The organism is Komagataeibacter sp. NFXK3, assembly GCF_054182245.1.
The window spans coordinates 121263-141340 of the sequence record NZ_JAPIVJ010000001.1 but is presented as its reverse complement, the minus strand read 5'-3'; the positions used below and the strand labels follow the sequence as shown (position 1 = coordinate 141340).

Below are 20078 nucleotides of genomic sequence, written 5' to 3'. Positions count from 1 at the left end.
CCTTGACCTATCCCGCCTTTGTCCGTGCGCCCGTGCCGTTCCTTTTGCTGGTCGAGCGGCCATGATGCAGACCGCAAGCGAACCCGCATCCGTGGCAAAGCCCGATGCCGTGCAGGCCACCGCACGGCTCATGCAGCTTGAAGCGGGTCTGTACTGCCTGTTTCATGCGGCCCTGTCCGCCCCCACGCGCTTCGGGAGGCTGACGGGCATGCGCGTCAGCGTGCCGCCGGGCAATGATGGGGTGCGGGTCAGCACGTTTGACGCGCAGGGCTGGATCGGGGCCAGCGGCGGCGCGGCGCTGGTCATGGTGGCCGCAGGGGGCGGTGCGGTGCTGGTCACCACCTATCGCGACCACGATGCACCCGGTGAACTGCCTGCCCTGCAGATTGTCCGCCTTGGCAGCCCGGCCGCAGCCCGGCCCACCACCGAGCCGGCACGCGGTGAGCAGGAGGCACCCGCGCCGGGTAGCATGATCGCCCATATCCAGCGCCGTGGCGATGTGCAGGCCGCGCTTGGGGCATGGATGGGCGAGAGCGGGAGCGGGCACTGGCTGGAGGGGTTTTCCATCCAGCCCGCCCCCGGCGTGGCCCCGACCGATCTCGAATATCAGGCCATACTGGGGCAGGACTGGTTCTCGCCTTGGGTGAGCGGGGGCGTGTATTGTGGCAGCCGGGGCATGGCGCTGCCCCTGCTGGGCCTGCGCGTGCGGCTGAAAGGCGCAGCGGCTGAAGCCTGCGAATGCGAGGTGGAAGCCAGCTTTACCGATGGCAGCCGCATCGGGCCGGTGGCGGATGCGCCGGTCATGGCCGCAACACAGGCCCCGCTCGAGGCTTTTCGCGTGGTGGTGCGGCCCCGGACCCCGGTTCAACCGCCTGCCCCGGCGCAGGGTGATGCAGGCATGGAAGATCAGGTGCTCGATGCGCTGGTCCCGCCCGTAGCCCCCGCGCCGCCTGTGGGGCGGGTGAGGCGGGGCAGGCGCGTGCCGCCGCAGCAACGGCGGGAGCCATCCGGCGCGGTAGAGGCCGCGCAGGACGGTGCCCCGCCTGAAAAAACAAAGCGCAAGGCGCAGGCCAGCCCGGACCAGCCCGTGCCGTGGTGGCACCGCAAGCCTGGTGGCGCGGCGGTCTCGCCCGCCCGGTCGCCCCGGCGTGGGGGCACAACACCCCGCAGGCCCGGCGTGCTGGCCGGTTCATGACTGAAAGTGGCGGGCGCGGAGGGCGTGCATGAAATACCTGTTCGTGCACCAGAATTTCCCGGCCCAGTTCCTGCACCTGCTGCGCGACCTGCGCGGGCAGGGCGGTAACGAGATCATTTTCATCAGCGAATCAGGAACGTCCCATATGGCGGGCGTGCGCCGGGTGTCCTACCGCCTGCCGCCCGCGCCGGAACTGGCCGCACCGGGGCCGGTGGCGGAACTCGCCCGCGGCATGCAACGCGCGGCGGCCGTAGCAAAGGCGGCCCGCGCCCTGCGGGGGCTGGGCTATGTGCCCGATATCATCATCGGCCACCATGGCTGGGGCGAGATGCTGGACCTGCCCGATGTGTATCCCGGCGTGCCGCTGCTGGGCTATTATGAATTCTTCTATCATCCCACCGGGCTGGATGTGGGCTTCGACCCCGAATTCGCGCCCGCACCCGATGTGGCGCCGCTCATTCGCGCGCGCAATACGCTCAACCTGCTCGCCCTTGCCCTGCCGGGGTGGGGGCATACGCCCACGCGCTTCCAGCACGCGACCTATCCCGACTGGGCGCGCCCGCGCCTGACCCTGCTGCCTGAAGGGGTGGACCTGCGCAACTGCGCCCCGGACCCGCAGGCCCGCCTGCGCCCCTTCACGCTGGGCAATGTTGTGGTGCGGCCTGGCGAGAAACTGGTCACCTATGTTGCGCGTGACCTTGAGCCGTATCGGGGCTTTCATGTGTTCATGCGCGCGCTGCCGCATATTTTGCGGGCGCGGCCTGATGCGCAGGTGGTGCTGGTGGGTGGCGATGGGGTCAGCTATGGCGGCCCCGCGCCGGGTGGGCAGACATGGCGGCAGCACATGCTGGCCGAACTCGGCAGCGTGCTGGACATGCGACGCGTGCATTTTGCGGGAAGGGTAGATTATGACGATTTCCGCCGCCTGCTGCAGCGATCGGACGCGCATGTCTACCTGACATACCCGTTTGTTGCGTCATGGTCCCTGCGTGAGGCCATGGCCTGTGGCTGCGCGATCGTGGGTAGCCAGACCGCGCCGGTGCAGGAATTCCTGCACGATGGCCGCACCGCGCGGCTTGTGCCCTTCCTCGCGCCACGGCGCATTGCGCAGGGCGTGGTGGAACTGCTCGAGGATGGAGAGATGGCCGCGCGACTGCGGGCCAATGTCCGTGCTCATGCCGTAAAAACCCTGGCCATGGAGGACTATATGGCGCGCTACCATAAACTGATCGGGGAACTGACCCGAGGTGGCAGCAGGCTCGTCAACGCGGCCTGACAAGGAAGATAAAAGTTTTTGGGTGCCGCCTTTTTTTTTAAAGGCGGCGTTTTTTCAAGGCTTTTTGAAAAAATCTTCACCAAAAACCTTTATCCGGTAGCGTCTTACTTGCCAGCGACGGCCTTGACGGATTCAAGGATCACTTCGCCCGCGACCTTCTTGTCGGCCCAGCCTGCAACCTTGACCCACTTGCCCTTTTCCAGGTCCTTGTAGCGGGTGAAGAAGTGCTCGATCTCCTTGAGCACGATCTCGGGCAGGTCCTCGAGCTTTTCCACGTTGGAATAGTACGGGTGCACCTTGTCGTGCGGCACGCAGATGATCTTTTCGTCCTGGCCGCTCTCGTCTTCCATGCGCAGCACGCCGATGGGGCGCGCGCGCACCACAACGCCGGGCACCACGGCGGCGGGCATCAGCACCAGCGCATCGGTCGGGTCGCCATCGGCGGCCAGCGTGTTGGGAATGAAGCCATAGGCGGCCGGATAGACCATGGGCGTGAACAGGATGCGGTCCACCACCAGCGCGCCGCTATCCTTGTCGATCTCGTACTTGACGCCTGAACCCTGCGGAATTTCGATCACGACGTTGATGTCGTTGGGTACGTCCTTGCCGGGGGAAATCTTCGATACGTCCATTGCTGTTCAGGCCTCCTGCTGCCTGTAATGTGCGTTAAGGGCCACCCCAGAGCGGGGCGGCATGAATTAACGGGGGATGACGGTATATCTGCCCGCGTTTTCTGTGCAAGTCATGTTCCGTGGCTGGGTGGCTCACCATGAGCCAGATCATGAACCTGTTTTTTTTATGGCGATATCGCCCCTGTAACGGAAAAAATTACGCACAAAAAGGCACGTTGACCTTGCCAAATCCCGCGACATGCGCGAGATCAGGGGCTGCCTGCGCGCCCGTAGCTCAATTGGTTAGAGCGGGCCGCTCATAACGGCTTGGTTGCGGGTTCAAGTCCTGCCGGGCGCAGGCTTTTCAGCATGCGGCACGGCGGGCATGCCCCGATGCAGCCCACGCCGTGCGGCGACTTGACCATTTTCTCATCAGTTTATCAGGAGCCGACCGTCATGGCCGCCACGCAATATGTCTATGTGATGAAGGACCTGACCAAGGCGTATCCGGGTGGGCGTGAGGTCTTCAAGGGCATTACCCTGTCCTTCCTGCCCGGCGTCAAGATTGGCGTGCTCGGTGTCAACGGTGCCGGTAAATCGACGCTGCTCAAGATCATGGCGGGCGTGGAAAAGGAATTTGGCGGCGAGGCATGGGCCGCCGAGGGCGCGCGCGTGGGCTACCTCGAGCAGGAACCCAAGCTCGACGAGAGCCTGACGGTGGGCGAGAACGTGGCGCTGGGCTTTGGCGAGCTGAAAAAGGCCGTGGACCGCTTCAACGAGATCTCGATGAAGTTTGCCGAACCCATGTCCGATGACGAGATGAACACCCTGCTGGCCGAACAGGCCGAGCTGCAGGAAGTGATCGACGCGGGCGATGGCTGGGAACTCGACCGCAAGCTCGAGATCGCGCTCGAGGCCCTGCGCTGCCCGCCCGCTGACAGCCCGGTGGACAAGCTCTCCGGTGGTGAGCGCCGCCGCGTTGCCCTGTGCCGCCTGCTGCTTGAAAAGCCCGACCTGCTGCTGCTCGATGAGCCGACCAACCACCTTGATGCGGAGAGCGTGTCCTGGCTGGAAAAAACGCTGCGTGACTACGAAGGCACCGTGATGGTCATTACCCATGACCGTTACTTCCTCGATAACGTGACCAACTGGATTCTCGAACTCGAGCGCGGCCGTGGCTATCCGTTCGAGGGCAACTACTCCTCCTGGCTGACCCAGAAGCGCAAGCGCCTGGCGCAGGAGGAAAAGGAAGAGAGCTCACGCCAGCGCGCCCTTGCCGCCGAGCAGGAATGGATCGGCTCCTCGCCCAAGGCCCGCCAGGCCAAGAGCAAGTCGCGTATCGCGCGCTATGAGGAAATGCTGGCCCAGAACAACGAGAAGGCGAATGGCGTGGCCGACATCGTCATTCCGCCCGGCCCCCGCCTTGGCGGCACCGTGATCGAGGCCGAGGACCTGCGCAAGGGCTTTGGCAACCACCTGCTGATCGATGATCTGAACTTCAAGCTGCCGCCGGGCGGCATCGTGGGCGTGATCGGGCCGAACGGCGCGGGCAAGTCCACCCTGTTCAAGATGATCATGGGGCTGGAGCAGCCCGATGGTGGCAAGCTTGTCATCGGTGACACGGTCAAGCTCGGCTATGTGGACCAGTCGCGCTTCAGCCTTGATGATGACAAGACCGTGTGGGAGGAAATCTCCGGCGGGACCGACGTGATCTACCTTGGCAAGCGCGCCGTGCCGTCGCGCGCCTATGTCGGCGCCTTCAACTTCAAGGGTGCTGACCAGCAGAAGAAGGTGGGCGTGCTCTCGGGTGGTGAGCGCAACCGCGTGCATCTGGCCAAGATGCTGCGGCAGGAAAGCAACGTGATCCTGCTCGATGAGCCAACCAATGACCTTGATGTCGATACGCTGCGCGCGCTGGAGGAGGCCCTGGCCGAATTCGCGGGCTGTGCTGTCATCATCAGCCATGACCGCTGGTTCCTTGACCGCCTGGCCACCCATATCCTCGCCTTTGAGGGTGACAGCCACGTTGAGTGGTTCGAAGGCAACTTCCAGGCCTATGAAGAAGATAAGCGCCGCCGCCTTGGCCCGGATGCGACCGAGCCGAGCCGGATCAAGTACCGCCCCATCGCGCGCTGATTCCATTTGCCATCGGCCCCATTATCTGCCTTCAATAAAGGCCGGGTTTCACGCACCGGCCCTGGGGAGGCGGTAATGGGATGTCGATGTCACATACAGACAGGCCATCTGCAGCTTGATCCGGTCTCATGGACCGACCTTGAAGATGTAGTGCGGCTCAAGGCCAGCGCAGGCGTGACCGGACGGCTGGCAGGCGGTGTGTGCAACCGCGCGCTGAGCGAGCAGGACATGCTGACCGATCTCATGACCTGGGGCCGCGAGGGCGTGGGCATGTTTACCGTGCGCCAGCAGGGGCGGTTCATCGGGCTGGCTGGCGTGCAGCCTTCCACCACCGCGCCTGACTGCCATGAATTGCAGTTCACCATGATAGCTGACGCGCGTGATACGGCGCTCTCACGCGAGGCAACGACCACGGCGCTGGCCTTTGCGCATGATGCGGGGGTGAGCCACGTCATTGCCTATGTGCGTGAACATGACATCGTGGCCCGGCAGGTTTTTGGCGGGGCGGGCATGAGCGTGTGCCCGGAGCAGCCGGAGCGTTGTGGGCCGGATATCCTGCTCTATCACAGCCTGCGTGGCGCGCCCGCATGGGCCAGCCTGCATTAAAGCTGTTTTGAAACCCGCACAGGCAGCCTGAGGCAGGGCTGTTTGCCCGAAGGCCGTAAAACGGTTCCGCTCAGTCAATGCTTTTGCAACACGCGTGCGGCTGCGTGTGGAAGAATTCGTTTCCTGTCCGTATTATTTCTGTAAACTCCCTGCCTTGGTTCTCCGGGGAGATGGACAGGTGAAAATATTTTCTGCGGCGCTGGCCTGCCTGCTGTGTTCCGTGGCGGTGTCGGCCCATGCGGCCGAGCCGGTGCTGGTCATTCATGGTGGGGCGGGCGTGATCCGCAAGGACATGACGCCCGTGCGTGAAAAAGCGGTCAAGGCAGCCCTCAGGCGCGCGTTGCGCACCGGCTACAAAAAGCTGAACACCGGCAGGCCCGCGGTCGAGGCCGTTGAAGCCGCCGTGCAGGTGCTGGAGGATGACCCGGAATTCAACGCAGGCAAGGGCGCGGTTTTTACGCATGATGGCCACAACGAGATGGATGCCGCGATCATGGATGGCGCGACATTGCGGGCCGGGGCCATTGCGGGGGTGACGCATGTGCGCAACCCCATAACGCTGGCAGCCGCCGTAATGGCGCATTCGCCCCATGTGTTCCTGATTGGCGATGGGGCGGAAGCCTTTGCCGCAACGCAGGGCGTGGCCCTGGTTGACCCCGCCTATTTCCGCACCGACCGGCGCTGGGCGCAGTTGCAGGAGGCGTTGGAAAAAGACCGGCAGAAGCAGGCGCAGGAGGCTGATACCCATCATGGTACGGTGGGCGCCGTGGCCCTTGACCGCAACGGGCACCTGGCGGCCGCAACCTCGACAGGGGGGCTGACAGACAAGATGTGGGGCCGCGTGGGCGATTCGCCGCTGATCGGGGCGGGCACATACGCCAATGCAGGCTGCGCCATGTCAGGCACGGGGTGGGGTGAATATTACATCCGCACGGTCGCCGCCCATGAAATCTGCATGCGGGTGACGATGATGCACCAGCCACTGGCCCAGGCGGCGGATGAGGTGATCAACCACGAAATTCCAGCACTTGGCGGTGATGGCGGTGCGATCCTGCTCGATGACAGGGGCAATATCGCCATGCCCTTCAACACGGATGGCATGTACCGGGGCTGGATCACGCATGATGGCGTGGCTCATGTTGCCATTCTCAAGGGTGCATGAACCCTTGGGCAGGCGGCCTGTCAGCGGTTATCTTGACGGGCCGGCAGGGTGGGGCAGGACGCATTCGTGCCCTTTGTCCTGGCATATGGGCCGGAACCGCCAGGTTTCCATGTCGGGATTGGCTTCCCTTAGTGCATCGTAATCGTATAGCTCCCTGGAATTGTATTCTGTAGTCGATATGTTTTTCTTTATGAAATAATCCATGTAATTTTTACTTGTATCCGGATGCATGGCCTTGTACAGGACAAATATATTAAAAGCAGATATAATAATAAAAAAGGTAATTATCAATCTATTTGACATATTGCAGTACCTTCCTGCTCAGAAAAGGTAATGTGAGTCATTGAACCACATATATGCGGCAATGAGGCCAAGAATAAAAAGTATCAAAAGGGAATAGTTCGTAACCTTCTGGCTTTTATTGTCAAATATGCGGCAGAAAATCATGACGAATAAAGGATTGCCAAAGATAAATCTGTGCAGTGACAGAACGCCGGAACTGAGGGCGAACAGGAATGTAACGGTCAGGATCGATGTTTCCAGATACATCCGCTTCCTGAAGCCGTAATACAGGAAAAACATGCTGATGAAGGCCGCAATGACCCCGTTGATCCGGCGGCCGTGGATAATGGCTTCAATGATCCACTTGCCGGGAAAACCGAACGCGCGCCCCCAACTGCTCTGCATATGGGAGAAGGCCATCGCATCACCGGTCAGGTAATAGAGGTAGAGCATGTAGACGGACAGGCCCAGACTGCCCGCCATGACGGGAAAACCGCCATTCAGGAAGGCATTCAGGTTGCGTGTCCTCAGGGCATCGATCATGAGGTAGGCGCTGCATGTTCCCACCACAAGGATGCCCGTGGGGCGCGTCAGGGTTTCAAGGAAGGAGCAGATGAAAAGAGGTATGTACCTTCTGTCGCGCGTAAAATAAGCAATACACACCATCAATGCGCCGTAGATACATTCAGTATATTGTATCTTGTACCACAGGGCGAATGGCGACAGGCACAGCACTAATATGAACAGGGCATATTTCTGGCTATCGACGAATTTCCTGTAATACAGGGCCGATATGGCGACGAGAAAGAAAAAGAGGGTCTGGTTCAGCAGCAGCGCCGAGGCTTCGGCACTCAGGCCCGTCAGGTATCTTATACAGGCGGCAAGCCCCGGAAAAAGCGGGAAAAACGGCCATGCCGCAAAGCCCATATGGCGAAGCGACAGGTAGGTATCAGGCTGGTAGCCATGCAGGATGATATCTCTGTACCACAGGCAGTCCCATTTGCAGGTGCTGTATGTCAGGCCGCCAAAGGGTATGGTCTCGAGATCAAAGATAACAAGGGACAGGGCGGATATAATAAACGAGAAAAAGAGAATCTTATCCGATTTCAGAATATTTTTCATTTTACGTTCTCTTTTTCTCGGTCATTAGCCGAAATCGTACGATTTTACGGGGCGCCCAACCCTGTATGATGAGCGCTCCGTTACTTCATCGGAGACGCAACCAAGATATTCATCAATGCTGCCTGTAGCCACGAAATGCACTCCCCGGGGCATCAACCGTATCCGCATCATGACAGGTACCGATGAGACTGGTCTTGGCTTCGGGCGGCACCTGCGGGTGGAATTGAGGATGACCGCCGCATGGGTGCCCGGTGCGTGGTCTGGCCCGGCAGGCTGGCTGACACATGGTCGGGTCATCGGTCGTGCCGTCATGGACACAGGCAATCTTCCCCATCCCGCCTTTCTGCTGCATGACACGGGAAAGACGCAGATTTCTCCCTTCATTATAACGAGGCCGTGAGGATTGTTGTAATGTCATGAAACGCAAGACGATATGGGCATGGGGTGAATTTACGCAGAAGTGCGGTTTGAGCATATTTTCTGCGTGATCGCAAAGAACATCAGCGCGGAACTCCCGTGCAGCGGATGCAAACAGCTTTCCGTAATGCGTCGTGCACTTTTGCTGTCACAAAGGGCCAGGTGACCATCAGCATTAAAAAAGCCGGTATAAACCGGCTTTTTTATGTCTGCTGCCCGCGATAGGGAAAGCTTTCAGTGATGGTTGGCGATCTGCTTGTCGAGCGCGCGCAGCAGGGCGTCCACATTGCCGCCATTGCGTGCGATGAAGGAGCCGTAATCCTGCCGCTGGGTCAGGCGCAGGCTTGCCCCTTCGCCCACCACATCCACCACCTTGGGGCTGCCGCTGGCAGTGCTGATGATCCACTGCGTATCTGCGCCCGGCTGGCCGGGGCGGTTGATGACGGTGGAGACGGCCGTGTCATCGCCCGAGGGCGCGCTTGAGCCGACCACGAAGGTCACGCCGCGATAGTCACCGATCTTGTCGGTAATGGCATTGACCAGCACCTGATGGAACAGCTTGATGTAGCGGGCCTGCTGGTCTGGGGTTGCGGTGCGCCAGTAGCGGCCAAGGCAGTAGCGACCGATGGCGTCAACATCCACATACTGCTCGAGCAGGGGCAGGATGTCCTGCTTCTTCTTTTCCAGCGAGATGTCGCTGTTGACCACGCCAACGAGCTTGCTGCCAAACATGGTGACGAAGGAACGGGCCTGCGCGCCAGCATCAACCGCCCATGCTGAAGCAACAGGCATGGTGGCGAGTGCTGCCAGCAGGGCCAGTGCGTGGCGACGGGGGATGAATCTCTGCATCGCTGTGTCCCTTTATTGGTTATTTCGTGTGGTACCAGTCGGGCACGGTGGCCCGGTGGTCGTTCTTTATGGCTTCGGCCATGGCCTTGCGCTGCTGTTGGTAGGCGCTGCGGATGGTGGCGTAGGGATCGAGCGAATCCTTCATCACCTGGTCAAGCGCATCGACATTGTTGGCCATGCCGTTGATGGTGCCCATGATGTTATAGGCCCAGTTGAAGGTCACCAACCCATAACCGCTGGGCACATAGTTCCACGGTGACAGGCCGGTATCGATGCCGTAGCCGACGCCGTCACGGAAGGAGGACGGGCCAAGCACCGGCAGGAACAGGTACGGCCCCGAGGGCACGCCCCATGTGGCCAGTGTCAGGCCGGCATCGTTGTCATGGTGCTTGTAGCCCGCATAGTTCGCCACATCGATCAGGCCGCCGATGCCGACCGTCATGTTGATGCACCAGCGCACGAAGGCGTCACCCGCGCGGCGGGGCCTGCCCGCGCCCACGTCGTTAAAGAACACCACCGGCTCGTTCATGGTCTGGTACAGGCCGCCAAACGCATTGCGCAGCGGGCGCGGCACGGCCCAGATATAGGCCTTGGCCACCGGGCGCAGGGTGTATTTGTTGGCCCACATGGTAATGCCGAAGGCCTTGCGGTTCAGCTTTTCGTAGCGGTCGTTGGCTTCCTTGTATTCAGCCAGGGCGTCCGGATCGGTGGGCGGCGGGGCCGCGCATGAGGCAAGCCCCAGCAGGCCCAGCATCACCCCCACGACGCGCAGCGCCGGACGACGCGGGGACGGGAACGGGCGGGACGACCAAGAATTCGATCCTGTCTCTGCGCGCATACTCGTTTCCGCTTCCCTCTGTCTTTGCTTCACCGTCATGCAGGCATGGCGGGGTGGCCCAATGTGTTTGCAAGAATCCTGAACCGGGCGATACCGCCCCTTTCTCGCGTCACTCTCTAGCATGGGATGGCTGTTGTGCAATCCGCTAGCCCGATGATGAGGGAAGATTGTGGCTGCCCTGCAGGATGCACATGGGGCTGAACCCGGGCCGGACGGGCCTGCGGGGAGGGGATGCTGGCAGAATTGCCGCGTTGGGTGTGACGTAAAATCCACATCCCCTCAACGCCACCGCAACGGAGCAGTGGCACCGGATCACGCTTTGTTGAACGCGCCCGTCAGCCCTGGCGGACCAGCCGGGGCGCAATTTCGGGGAACATCTCGGCAAGCTCGCGCGCCTCGCGCTTGCTCAGCCCGTGGGCTGCGGGGTCAATGTCCTGCCCGCCCATGGCCGCGCGCAGCACGCGCAGCGCCGGGCCGGACAGCAGCACGGCGTCGCGCATGTAGTCGGTAAACGCCTCGTAGGTGAGCGGCGCCCATTTTTCCACGATCTGCAGGATGGCGTCGGCATAGGCGCGGATTTCGTACTGGGCGTGGCTGTCGGCGCGCAGCCGCAGGAAGTGCAGCAGGTTCCACAGGTTAATCTGCCAGTAGAACTGCGTCATGATGTTGACCGGCAGGTTCATGCGCGCCAGCTCGCGGGCGATGGCGGGGCGCGACGGGTCACGCTTCTCGCCGTTCTCGTCCTCGTTGAGCAGGTCGAGATAGTGCTCATAGCAGCGCGAGGCGTCATTGCGCAGGATGTCGAGCACCTGTGCCGCCTGCTCGGGCGGCAGGGCGTCGGCGCGGCCCTGCTTGTTGTTGGTTGACTGTGCGGCGATGTCCTCGGGGCGGGGGAAGTAGAATTCCTTCTCCAGCACGGAGTAGCGCGCCGAGTATTCATTGATGCTGGCGGTGCGGTGGCGGAACCACTGGCGGGTGACGAATATGGGCGCGCGCACATGCAGCTTGATCACGGCCAGCTCGAACGGGCTGGTGTGGCGGTGGCGCATGAGGTAGCGGATCAGGCCCCGGTCATCGGACGTGCTGCGCGTGCCCTTGCCGTAGGAGACGCGCGCCCCCTGCACGATGCCGCTATCGCCGCCCATGTAGTCCACCGCGCGCACGAAGCCGGTCTCGAGCACGGGAATGGGGGAATACAGCACGTCTTCCACCGCGGGCACGACCAGGCGGCGGGTCTGTGCCCATCCGGCGCGGGCTGCCTCAATGGCCGATTTCTGCTCGCTGGAAAACATGTGTCCTACCGCCTCGCTCATATGCATCACCACAGGGACGCGGGCCATACCATATCCTTGCAGGCCTGTCCTAGGGGCGTTTTCCTAGGCAGCCATCACGGCGGTATCATGGCGTATGGGCCGGGCAGGGACCAGCCGTCCTGCACGTCATGGCATGCCGCCACCCCTTGCCAGATGCGGGGCGAACACCTATGTTGGTAAGTGCCGGAGGGGCTTGCCCCTTGGCTATGGCGATAAACGGCGCGTGGAATAAGTGTTGTGGACCCGGGGGCGGTACCCGGCGTCTCCACCAGTTTCCCTCCCAGGTGGGGGATATGGGGACGAAACAGGCTCGACACGCATGGTAAAGACCCGCCTTTTGCCCGGCATTGTACCACCGTTATCGGGCTAAATCACAAGTGCCAACGATAACTCAGAGGTGCTCGCTGTCGCTGCATAAGCGATAAGCGCGGTTCGGGAGGGCACCGGGCAACAGAAGCCCTCCCACCTTTTCTTCTGCTCATGTTAGGTTGATGGCACGGTATCCGCTTCGTGAAGGGATGCCGCGCGCCCGTGGCTTGCCATGCCATGAAGTTTGACGCACAGCTTGGTGCTGTGGCACGGCGTGGTCCGAACCCGCATGTCTGCAAAAATCCGTTCCGGGTCAGCATTGCCCGGGCGGATGTACGGAGAAGTCCGAAATGTCTGATGATCACGACGAGGAAAACGGTTTCGATGCCGCCATCCCCGACAGCCTCATGCCCTATGATTCCTGGATCGAGGATTCATACCGCCATGTCATGCTGCGCGCGCTTGATTATGCCGCAGCCCACGGCCTGCCCGGCGATCATCACTTTTACCTGACATTCAGGACCGACTGGCCGGGCGTTGAAATGCCCGACCGCCTGCGCGCGCAGTACCCCCACGAGATCACGATCGTGCTCCAGCACCAGTTCTGGGATCTCAAGGTCGACCGCGCCCGGCAGATTGTCTCGGTCGGGCTGTCGTTTGGCGGCGTTCCCTCCACGCTGGTGATCCCGGTGGCCGCCATCTCCGCCTTTGCCGATCCGCATATCCGCCTTGCCCTGCGCTTCAGCGTGCCCGAGCAGCCGCCCGTGGCCGCCGTGCCCGAGGGCGAAAACGTGGTACCGGTCATGCCCGCAGCCGCCGCACAGGTGGACGCACCCGCAGCGCAGGAAGGCGAGGGGGAAAAGGACAGGGGTGAAGGCTCGCAGGTCGTAAGCCTTGCCGCCTTCCGCAAGCGCGGGCCGGGCGGGCCGGGCTGAGCCACATCAACCATCCGGGTGCGCCGGATGCACCGGACGCGCCCTGATTCGACAACGCCGCCACCCGGAACCAATCCGGGGGAAAAGGCAGAGGAGAGTGTCCGTTGAACGTATCCGCACCCGCGCGCAAGCCATTCGTGTATGGCCCGCTCTTTCCGTTGCATGATGATGACACACCGTGGAAGAAGCTTGAGGTCGAGGGCATCACCACCTCGACCCTCGCGGGCCGCACGGTGGTCCATGTCCGCCCCGAGGCGCTGACGGCTCTGGCCGCCCGCGCCTTCAACGACGTGGCGCACCTGCTGCGGCCGGGCCATCTGGCGCAGCTTGCCAAGATCCTGAAAGACCCCGAGGCGTCGGAGAACGACCGCTTCGTGGCGATGGACCTGCTCAAGAACGCCTGCATCGCGGCCGGCGGCGTGCTGCCCATGTGCCAGGATACCGGCACGGCCATCGTGTACGGCAAGAAGGGCCAGCGCGTGTGGGTGGATGGCAATGAGGAGGAAGCCTTCTCGCGCGGGGTGTACGATACCTATACCGGCACGGCGCTGCGCTATTCGCAGATGGCCCCGGTCTCCATGTTCGAGGAAGTGAACACCGGCACCAACCTGCCGGTGCAGTTCCATATCTCGGCCACACCGGGCGACTACCATGCCGAGCAGATGGACCTGATGTTCATCGCCAAGGGTGGCGGGTCGGCCAACAAGACCTTCCTGTTCCAGGAGACGCGGGCGCTGCTCTCGAACAAGGAAAACCTGCTGAAATGGCTGGACGGCAAGATCCGCACGCTCGGCACCTCCGCCTGCCCGCCCTACCACCTTGCGGTGGTGATTGGCGGCATGTCCGCCGAGCAGAACCTCGAGACCGTCAAGCTCGCCTCCACCCGCTGGCTCGACAGCCTGCCCACCGAGGGCAGCGTGCACGGCCATGCCTTCCGTGATCTTGAGATGGAAGCGGAAATCCACAAGCTGACGCAGCGCCTCGGCATTGGCGCGCAGTTTGGCGGCAAGTATTTCTGCCATGACGTGCGCGTGGTGCGCCTGCCGCGCCATGGCGCGTCGCTGCCGGTGGGAATCGGGGTGTCGTGCTCGGCCGACCGGCAGGTCAAGGCGCGGATCACGGGCGATGGCGTGTTCCTTGAGCAGCTCGAGACCGATCCCGCCCGCTTCCTGCCCGAGACCACGGATGACGACCTCGAGGGCGAGGCGGTGCAGATCGACCTCAACCAGCCGATGGACGAGATCCGCCGCAAGCTCTCGCAGTATCCCGTGCGCACGCGCCTGTCGCTGACCGGCACGATGGTGGTGGCGCGCGACATCGCCCACGCCAAGTTCCGCGAGCGGCTGGAAAAGGGCGAGGGCCTGCCGCAATACCTCAAGGACCACCCCGTCTATTACGCCGGTCCCGCCAAGACGCCCGAGGGCATGCCCACCGGCGCGTTCGGCCCCACCACGGCTGGCCGCATGGACAGCTACGTTGCCATGCTGCAGAAGGCGGGCGGCTCGTACATCATGCTGGCCAAGGGCAACCGCTCGAAGGCCGTGCGCACTGCGTGCCACGAATATGGCGGCTTCTATCTCGGCTCCGTCGGTGGGCCTGCGGCCCGCCTTGCGCAGGACTGCATTCGCAAGGTCGAAGTGCTTGAATACCCCGAGCTGGGCATGGAAGCGGTGTGGAAGATCGAGGTCGAGAATTTTCCGGCCTTTATCGTGATCGACGACAAGGGTAATGATTTTTATGATGGCCTGACCGGCTGAACGTCACCCTGATGGGCGTCCGGCCTGCCTGAGTCGGGCCGGACAACCGAAGGTTAGGGAGCGCCATGCGTTTTACCGTCGATCGTCTTGACCACCTTGTGGTGAGTGTGCGGGACCTTGAGGTCTCGGCCTCGTGGTACCAGCGCGTGCTGGGCATGGAGCGCGAGGAATACGGGCGCAACAACCGCACGGCGCTGAAATTCGGCGGCCAGAAGATCAACCTCCGCCCGCACGGGGCCGAGGGCTGGGTCACGGCGGAAGATGCGCTGCCCGGCACCAATGACCTGTGCTTCACCACCGCGCTCAACAGCGTGGATGTGATTGAACACCTTGAAAAATGCGGTGTGCGCGTGACCGAAGGGCCGGTGGCCCGCCTTGGCGCGCTCGGGCCGGTCACCTCGGTTTACTGCCACGATCCGGATGGCAACCTGATCGAGATCGCCTCGTATCAGGGGTAGTACCGGATAAAAGGTTTTGGTGAAGCTTTTTTAAAAAGCTTTAAAAAAAACGCCGCCTTTTTGAGAAAAAAGGCGGCGCCCGAAAACGTCTCTTATTTCGGCTTCTTGCCATAAACGGCAGTCAGCCTGGCCGAGCCCAGGCTGTGCTGGTTGATTACGAACCCCACCATTGCGCCTGAGGCATCGCTCGGCAGTTCGATCTGCGCGATGTCAAGTGCATGGATGGTGAAGATGTAATGGTGGTCCGGCCCCGGCGGGGGGGCTGCGCCGCCATACACGTTGCCGCCAAAGTCGGTGCGCGTCATCTCGGCATGTTCGGGCAGGTTGTTGTCGCCCGAGCCCGCACCGGCGGGCAGTGAGGTGACGGTGGCAGGGATGTTGATGACAACCCAGTGCCACCAGCCCGAGCCGGTAGGCGCATCGGGGTCATACATGGTGATGGCGAAGCTCTTGGTCCCGGCGGGCGGGTCCTGCCATGCCAGCGGCGGCGAGATGTTGCCGCCGCAATAGCCCATGCCTTCAAACACCTGTGCTTCAGGCAGGCGGTCGCCATCGTTGAAGGAGCGGCTGGTCAGTGTAAACGTCATGTGGGTTTCCTGCTTTTCGCGCCGGGTGGCGCGAATAGGGGGAGGGTAATGGCGCCGGGAATTACCAGTTCTGGCTGATCAGCCAGAATTCTTCCGAGGTCAGGGTAATGACCTGGTCGTTGTTCTTGCTCTCGGCAGCGGCGCGGGCCAGCGCCTCGATGCGCTGGATCATGATGGTCTTGCGCTGGTGGGCCTCGCTGCGGTCCTTTTCTTCCACCGTTTCGAGCACATGCAGCGCGGTCTTGCAGGCGCGGGCAATGCGGACGGCATCAAGGGCGGCGTAGGACATGGCATAACTCCATAAATTTCGCGGCATCCGGCTGCGCCGGGTGCGGGCGGGAACATTCCCGTGCGGGAATCGCTGCCGCATTGTGGCTTTCCCGGCTGCGTCTGTCCAACGCCGCCATGCGGCAGGCGCAGGAAGCGTATTGGAAAATGGAATAAAAGTTTTTGGGTGCCGCCTTTTTTCAAAAAGGCGGTGTTCTTTGAAGCTTTTTGAAAAAAGCTTCACCAAAAACTTTTCCATGATTTGCGGCATATGCCGTGATCAGGCGTTTTCAGCAGTTTCTTTGTAAGGGTCATGAGAGTTCATGCTGGCAACCGGGGTGCGGATTCCGTAAAGGGGGCCGCATGACGGATCTGGTTTCTGATTTCGATTTCACCCTCCCGCCCACGAGCATCGCCGACCACCCGGCCCGCCCGCGTGACAGCGCGCGCCTGCTTGATGTGCCCGCGGCAGGCCCCTTCATCGACCGCCACGTGCGCGACCTGCCGGGCTGCCTGCGGCCCGGCGACATCCTGGTGGCCAATGACACGGCAGTCATTCCGGCCCAGCTTGCCGCCATGCGCGGCGAGGCCAAGATCGGCATAACGCTCGACCGAATCCTGCCCGATGGCTCATGGCATGTGCTGGCCCGCAACGCCCGCCGCCTGCGCCCGGGTGATACGCTCACTTTTGGCCGTAGCGCGGTTACGGCGGAGGTCATCAGCCGGGGCGATGCGGGCGACGTGACCCTGCGCTTCAGCGTGGAGGGTGCTGCATTCGACCAGTTCCTGCACGATGCGGGCAAGCTGGCCCTGCCGCCCTATATCGCCCGCCCCGATGGCCCGACCGAGGCAGACCGCAAGGACTACAGCACCATCTTCGCCCAGCATCGCGGTGCCGTGGCCGCCCCCACGGCAGGGCTGCACTTTACGCCTGACCTGCTGGCAGCACTCGATAGGGCAGGCGTGATCCGCCAGACCCTGACGCTGCATGTGGGCGCGGGCACCTTCCTGCCCATGCGCAGCGACCAGATTTCCGCCCACCGCATGCATGCCGAGCGTGGCACCATCTCGCCGCATGCGGCCCAGCGCATCAATGCCGCGCGGGCTGCAGGCGGGCGGATCGTGGCCGTCGGCACCACCTCGCTGCGGCTTTTGGAAAGTGCGACGGACGAGAACGGCACCGTCCATCCCTTCCATGGCGAGACGGCCATCTTCATCAGGCCCGGCTACCGCTTTCGCGCGGTGGACATGCTGCTGACCAATTTCCACCTGCCGCGCTCGACCCTGTTCATGCTGGTCTGCGCCTTTGGCGGCTACCACCGCATGCAGGCGGCCTATGCACATGCCATTACCAGCGGCTACCGCTTCTATTCCTATGGCGATGCCTGCCTGCTGCACCGCACCGAGGGAGACCTGCCATGACCACTTTCCGCTGGCGGCCCGAAGCCCGCTCCGGCCATGCCCGCGCGGGCTGGCTCGATACCGCGCATGGCACGGTGGCCACTCCCACCTTCATGCCCGTGGGTACGGTGGGCACGGTCAAGGCCATGACGATGGACAGCGTGCGTTCTACGGGCGCTGGCATCGTTCTGGGCAATACCTATCACCTCATGCTCCGTCCGGGGGCGGAGCGGGTGCGCCAGCTTGGTGGCCTGCACCGCTTCATGGACTGGCCGGGGCCGATCCTGACCGATTCGGGCGGGTTTCAGGTCATGTCGCTCGGCCCGCTGCGCAAGCTGGACCAGGACGGCGTGACCTTCCGCTCGCATATCGATGGCTCGAAGCACCGCCTCACCCCCGAGCGCTCGACCGACATCCAGCACGCGCTCGATGCCACCATCAGCATGTGCTTTGACGAATGCCCCGCCCTGCCTGCGGCGCCAGAGGTGATCGCGCAATCCATGCGCATGTCGATGCGCTGGGCGCAGCGGTGCCGCGCGGCGTTCGTGCAGCGGCCCGGTTATGCGCAGTACGGCATCATCCAGGGCGGCACCGAGCCGGAACTGCGGGCCGAGAGCGTGAAGGCGCTGACCGGCATCGGCTTCGAGGGCTATGCCATCGGTGGCCTTGCGGTGGGCGAGGGGCAGGAGCTGATGTTCTCCACCCTTGATTCCACCGTGCCGCTCATACCCGATGGTAGCCCGCGCTACCTGATGGGCGTCGGCACGCCCGATGACCTGCTCGGCGCGGTGGAGCGCGGGGTGGACATGTTCGACTGCGTCATGCCCACGCGGGCGGGGCGTACGGCGCGCGCCTATACCGAGCGCGGCACGCTCAACATCCGCAATGCGCGGCATGCCAGCGATTCGCGGCCCATCTCGCCGCATTGCGACTGCCTGGCCTGTTCGCGCCATAGCCGCGCCTACCTGCACCACCTGTTCCGCGCCAACGAGATGCTCGGCCCCATGCTTCTGACATGGCACAACATCGCCTATTACCAGCGGCTGATGCGTGGCATGCGGGCGGCCATTGTCGATGGCACGTTCGAAGCCCACGCCGCCCACCTGCGGGCGCAGTGGGCGATGGATGACTGGAGTGGGGATGAAATGCCCTTTCCCGACATTCCGCCCGTGCCCTGATGGCCAGCATGCCCCCTGATCCGGCCCGGCTTGCGGCCCGCATCGAAGCCCATGCGCGCGCGCTGGGCTTCGATGCCGTGGGTTTTGCGCCAGCGCGGCTTGATGAGGCGACGCGCGCCCGCCTTGCCGCCTTTGTGGAGAACGGATTTGCGGGCAGCATGGGCTGGATGGCCGAGCGCATGGCCCAGCGCGGCGACCCTGCCAGCCTGTGGCCCGCGGTGCGCAGCGTCATCGCGCTGGGGCTGAACTACGCGCCGCCGGGCGACGCGCTGGCCACTACGCGGGTGCCCGATGCGGGCAATATTTCCGTCTATGCCCGCAACCGCGACTATCACGACGTGGTCAAGGGCATGCTCAAGCATCTGGCGCAGTTTGTGGTCAACGAGGGCCGGCGGGCTGGTCTTGAGGCAGAGGTCAAGGTGTTTGTCGATACCGCCCCGGTCATGGAAAAGCCGCTGGCGCAGAATGCGGGGCTGGGCTGGCAGGGCAAGCATACCTCGCTGGTGTCGCGCCAGCACGGGAGCTGGCTGTTCCTGGGCGAGGTCTATACCACGCTCGACCTGCCGCAATCCGTCCCCTCGGGCGGGGGGTGCGGCACCTGCACCCGCTGCCTCGATGCCTGCCCGACCGATGCCTTTCCCGCCTCCGGCGTGATGGATGCGCGGCGGTGCATCTCCTACCTCACCATTGAGAACCGCGACCCGATTCCCGAGGCCCTGCGCCCGGCCATGGGCAACCGCATCTATGGCTGCGATGACTGCCTTGCCGTGTGCCCGTGGAACCGGTTCGCGCAGGCGACTGGCCACATGAAGCTTGCCGCGCGCGATGACCTGCGCGCCCCCGCGCTACGCGAACTTGCGGCGCTGGATGATGCGGGGTTCCGGGCGCGTTTTTCCGGCTCGCCCATCAAGCGCATCGGGCGCAACCGGTTCGTGCGCAACGTGGCGGTAGCCATTGGTAATAGCGGGCAGGCGGCCCTGCGCCCGGCAGTCGCCCGCCTGTGCAATGACCCCGACCCAGTGGTGGCCGAGGCCGCGCAATGGGCCACCCTGCGGCTGCCCGCATGAGCGCGCCGCCCGCCATGCCGCTGCCCGCCCAGCGCGGCGCGCGGATGTTGCAAAAGCGCAGCCTCAACCTGTCGGGCCACCGCACCTCCGTTGCGCTGGAGCCAGAGTTCTGGCACGCGCTGCACCTCATTGCACAGGCACGCGGGCTGGCGCTGGCGGCCCTTGTGGGGCAGGTCGATGCCGCGCGTCCGCCTGACCGGCCCCTGGCGTCCGCCCTGCGGGTGGAGGCATTGCGCGAATGGATGCCAGCCCTGCCGGAAATGGCTGGTGGGGAAAGGCAAGATCAGTTGGGTTGACCGGGCAATCGTGCTA

General features: G+C 63.2%; 20 protein-coding genes, 1 tRNA gene and 1 other RNA gene. 15 read left to right on the top strand and 7 right to left on the bottom strand.

Annotated elements, in window-relative coordinates; genetic code table 11:
- Positions 1-61: 61 nt before the first annotated feature.
- Both OQZ28_RS00750 and OQZ28_RS00745 read left to right on the top strand, forming a co-directional pair.
- Positions 62-1195 (top strand): hypothetical protein, encoded by a 1134-nt coding sequence (locus tag OQZ28_RS00750; protein WP_458134854.1) that lies wholly within the window; start codon positions 62-64, stop codon positions 1193-1195.
- 28 nt (positions 1196-1223) lie between these two features.
- A complete protein-coding gene (locus OQZ28_RS00745) occupies positions 1224-2471 on the top strand; it encodes a glycosyltransferase (protein ID WP_458134853.1) in 1248 nt (415 codons plus the stop codon).
- A 104-nt stretch (positions 2472-2575) separates the two neighbouring features.
- Here OQZ28_RS00745 and ppa read toward each other — a convergent pair whose 3' ends face one another.
- The gene (ppa, locus tag OQZ28_RS00740) at positions 2576-3103 is read right to left on the bottom strand and encodes an inorganic diphosphatase (protein ID WP_061272287.1); all 528 of its coding nucleotides are present in this window, start codon (positions 3101-3103) and stop codon (positions 2576-2578) included.
- Positions 3104-3366: 263 nt separating this feature from the next.
- Between ppa and OQZ28_RS00735 the strand changes: the two genes are divergently transcribed.
- From OQZ28_RS00735 to OQZ28_RS00720, 4 genes are all read left to right on the top strand, one after another.
- Positions 3367-3440, top strand: a tRNA-Ile gene (locus OQZ28_RS00735).
- Positions 3441-3538: 98 nt separating this feature from the next.
- Positions 3539-5218, top strand: a complete 1680-nt coding sequence (gene ettA / locus OQZ28_RS00730) for an energy-dependent translational throttle protein EttA (protein ID WP_130732100.1) — start codon at positions 3539-3541, stop codon at positions 5216-5218.
- A gap of 75 nt (positions 5219-5293) precedes the next feature.
- A complete protein-coding gene (locus OQZ28_RS00725) occupies positions 5294-5824 on the top strand; it encodes a GNAT family N-acetyltransferase (RefSeq protein WP_458134852.1) in 531 nt (176 codons plus the stop codon).
- Positions 5825-6002: 178 nt separating this feature from the next.
- Positions 6003-6986, top strand: coding sequence for an isoaspartyl peptidase/L-asparaginase family protein (locus OQZ28_RS00720; RefSeq protein ID WP_458134851.1), 984 nt, complete (start codon positions 6003-6005; stop codon positions 6984-6986).
- Positions 6987-7307: 321 nt separating this feature from the next.
- Here the strand turns inward: OQZ28_RS00720 and OQZ28_RS00715 are convergent, their stop codons facing one another.
- Positions 7308-8390 (bottom strand): hypothetical protein, encoded by a 1083-nt coding sequence (locus OQZ28_RS00715; protein ID WP_458134850.1) that lies wholly within the window; start codon positions 8388-8390, stop codon positions 7308-7310.
- Positions 8391-8505: 115 nt separating this feature from the next.
- On the opposite strand from OQZ28_RS00715, the gene OQZ28_RS00710 reads away from it, so the two are divergent.
- Positions 8506-8790: a hypothetical protein gene (locus tag OQZ28_RS00710; RefSeq protein WP_458134849.1), complete on the top strand. Its 285-nt coding sequence runs from the start codon at positions 8506-8508 to the stop codon at positions 8788-8790.
- 251 nt (positions 8791-9041) lie between these two features.
- On the opposite strand, the gene OQZ28_RS00705 is transcribed toward OQZ28_RS00710, so the two are convergent.
- From OQZ28_RS00705 to thyX, 3 genes are all read right to left on the bottom strand, one after another.
- Positions 9042-9656 carry an MlaC/ttg2D family ABC transporter substrate-binding protein gene (locus OQZ28_RS00705; RefSeq protein ID WP_130732092.1) on the bottom strand — a complete coding sequence of 205 codons (615 nt, stop codon included), beginning with the start codon at positions 9654-9656 and terminating at the stop codon, positions 9042-9044.
- Between the two features lie 19 nt (positions 9657-9675).
- Positions 9676-10410 (bottom strand): MlaA family lipoprotein, encoded by a 735-nt coding sequence (locus OQZ28_RS00700; RefSeq protein ID WP_242621880.1) that lies wholly within the window; start codon positions 10408-10410, stop codon positions 9676-9678.
- A 419-nt stretch (positions 10411-10829) separates the two neighbouring features.
- Positions 10830-11786, bottom strand: coding sequence for an FAD-dependent thymidylate synthase (gene thyX / locus OQZ28_RS00695; protein WP_130732120.1), 957 nt, complete (start codon positions 11784-11786; stop codon positions 10830-10832).
- A gap of 163 nt (positions 11787-11949) precedes the next feature.
- Between thyX and ssrA the strand changes: the two genes are divergently transcribed.
- From ssrA to OQZ28_RS00675, 4 genes are all read left to right on the top strand, one after another.
- Positions 11950-12272: a transfer-messenger RNA gene (ssrA, locus tag OQZ28_RS00690) on the top strand.
- A gap of 194 nt (positions 12273-12466) precedes the next feature.
- A complete protein-coding gene (locus OQZ28_RS00685) occupies positions 12467-13051 on the top strand; it encodes an SspB family protein (RefSeq protein ID WP_458134848.1) in 585 nt (194 codons plus the stop codon).
- Between the two features lie 104 nt (positions 13052-13155).
- Positions 13156-14808, top strand: coding sequence for a fumarate hydratase (locus OQZ28_RS00680; protein WP_130732088.1), 1653 nt, complete (start codon positions 13156-13158; stop codon positions 14806-14808).
- 65 nt (positions 14809-14873) lie between these two features.
- The gene (locus OQZ28_RS00675) at positions 14874-15266 is read left to right on the top strand and encodes a VOC family protein (RefSeq protein WP_061272305.1); all 393 of its coding nucleotides are present in this window, start codon (positions 14874-14876) and stop codon (positions 15264-15266) included.
- Between the two features lie 92 nt (positions 15267-15358).
- Here OQZ28_RS00675 and OQZ28_RS00670 read toward each other — a convergent pair whose 3' ends face one another.
- On the bottom strand, positions 15359-15853 hold the full coding sequence (locus tag OQZ28_RS00670; RefSeq protein ID WP_130732084.1) for a kinase inhibitor: 495 nt from the start codon (positions 15851-15853) through the stop codon (positions 15359-15361).
- 61 nt (positions 15854-15914) lie between these two features.
- The gene (locus OQZ28_RS00665; RefSeq protein WP_061272309.1) at positions 15915-16142 is read right to left on the bottom strand and encodes a hypothetical protein; all 228 of its coding nucleotides are present in this window, start codon (positions 16140-16142) and stop codon (positions 15915-15917) included.
- A gap of 341 nt (positions 16143-16483) precedes the next feature.
- Between OQZ28_RS00665 and queA the strand changes: the two genes are divergently transcribed.
- From queA to OQZ28_RS00645, 4 genes are read left to right on the top strand one after another with little or no spacing between them, the layout of a single operon-like run.
- Complete coding sequence (gene queA / locus OQZ28_RS00660; protein WP_458134847.1) at positions 16484-17542, top strand: tRNA preQ1(34) S-adenosylmethionine ribosyltransferase-isomerase QueA; 1059 nt, start codon at positions 16484-16486, stop codon at positions 17540-17542.
- Positions 17539-18699 carry a tRNA guanosine(34) transglycosylase Tgt gene (gene tgt / locus OQZ28_RS00655; protein WP_458134846.1) on the top strand — a complete coding sequence of 387 codons (1161 nt, stop codon included), beginning with the start codon at positions 17539-17541 and terminating at the stop codon, positions 18697-18699. Before queA ends, tgt begins: the two co-directional genes overlap by 4 nt.
- Positions 18699-19766, top strand: coding sequence for a tRNA epoxyqueuosine(34) reductase QueG (gene queG / locus OQZ28_RS00650; RefSeq protein ID WP_458134845.1), 1068 nt, complete (start codon positions 18699-18701; stop codon positions 19764-19766). The genes tgt and queG overlap by 1 nt, the downstream gene beginning before the upstream one ends.
- Complete coding sequence (locus OQZ28_RS00645; protein WP_242621876.1) at positions 19763-20062, top strand: ribbon-helix-helix domain-containing protein; 300 nt, start codon at positions 19763-19765, stop codon at positions 20060-20062. Before queG ends, OQZ28_RS00645 begins: the two co-directional genes overlap by 4 nt.
- Positions 20063-20078 lie beyond the last annotated feature (16 nt).

What these genes read in the sequence shown, in the direction of transcription:
- OQZ28_RS00745 (WP_458134853.1), top strand. Translation starts at nt 1,224, where the DNA reads ATGAAATACCTGTTCGTGCACCAGAATTTCCCGGCCCAGTTCCTGCAC.
- OQZ28_RS00725 (WP_458134852.1), top strand. Translation starts at nt 5,294, where the DNA reads ATGGGATGTCGATGTCACATACAGACAGGCCATCTGCAGCTTGATCCG.
- queA (WP_458134847.1), top strand. Translation starts at nt 16,484, where the DNA reads ATGACGGATCTGGTTTCTGATTTCGATTTCACCCTCCCGCCCACGAGC.
- OQZ28_RS00715 (WP_458134850.1), bottom strand. Translation starts at nt 8,390, where the DNA reads ATGAAAAATATTCTGAAATCGGATAAGATTCTCTTTTTCTCGTTTATT.
- OQZ28_RS00710 (WP_458134849.1), top strand. Translation starts at nt 8,506, where the DNA reads ATGCTGCCTGTAGCCACGAAATGCACTCCCCGGGGCATCAACCGTATC.
- thyX (WP_130732120.1), bottom strand. Translation starts at nt 11,786, where the DNA reads ATGTTTTCCAGCGAGCAGAAATCGGCCATTGAGGCAGCCCGCGCCGGA.
- ettA (WP_130732100.1), top strand. Translation starts at nt 3,539, where the DNA reads ATGGCCGCCACGCAATATGTCTATGTGATGAAGGACCTGACCAAGGCG.
- queG (WP_458134845.1), top strand. Translation starts at nt 18,699, where the DNA reads ATGGCCAGCATGCCCCCTGATCCGGCCCGGCTTGCGGCCCGCATCGAA.
- OQZ28_RS00665 (WP_061272309.1), bottom strand. Translation starts at nt 16,142, where the DNA reads ATGTCCTACGCCGCCCTTGATGCCGTCCGCATTGCCCGCGCCTGCAAG.
- OQZ28_RS00675 (WP_061272305.1), top strand. Translation starts at nt 14,874, where the DNA reads ATGCGTTTTACCGTCGATCGTCTTGACCACCTTGTGGTGAGTGTGCGG.
- OQZ28_RS00670 (WP_130732084.1), bottom strand. Translation starts at nt 15,853, where the DNA reads ATGACGTTTACACTGACCAGCCGCTCCTTCAACGATGGCGACCGCCTG.
- OQZ28_RS00685 (WP_458134848.1), top strand. Translation starts at nt 12,467, where the DNA reads ATGTCTGATGATCACGACGAGGAAAACGGTTTCGATGCCGCCATCCCC.
- tgt (WP_458134846.1), top strand. Translation starts at nt 17,539, where the DNA reads ATGACCACTTTCCGCTGGCGGCCCGAAGCCCGCTCCGGCCATGCCCGC.
- ppa (WP_061272287.1), bottom strand. Translation starts at nt 3,103, where the DNA reads ATGGACGTATCGAAGATTTCCCCCGGCAAGGACGTACCCAACGACATC.
- OQZ28_RS00645 (WP_242621876.1), top strand. Translation starts at nt 19,763, where the DNA reads ATGAGCGCGCCGCCCGCCATGCCGCTGCCCGCCCAGCGCGGCGCGCGG.
- OQZ28_RS00705 (WP_130732092.1), bottom strand. Translation starts at nt 9,656, where the DNA reads ATGCAGAGATTCATCCCCCGTCGCCACGCACTGGCCCTGCTGGCAGCA.
- OQZ28_RS00750 (WP_458134854.1), top strand. Translation starts at nt 62, where the DNA reads ATGATGCAGACCGCAAGCGAACCCGCATCCGTGGCAAAGCCCGATGCC.
- OQZ28_RS00700 (WP_242621880.1), bottom strand. Translation starts at nt 10,410, where the DNA reads ATGCTGGGCCTGCTGGGGCTTGCCTCATGCGCGGCCCCGCCGCCCACC.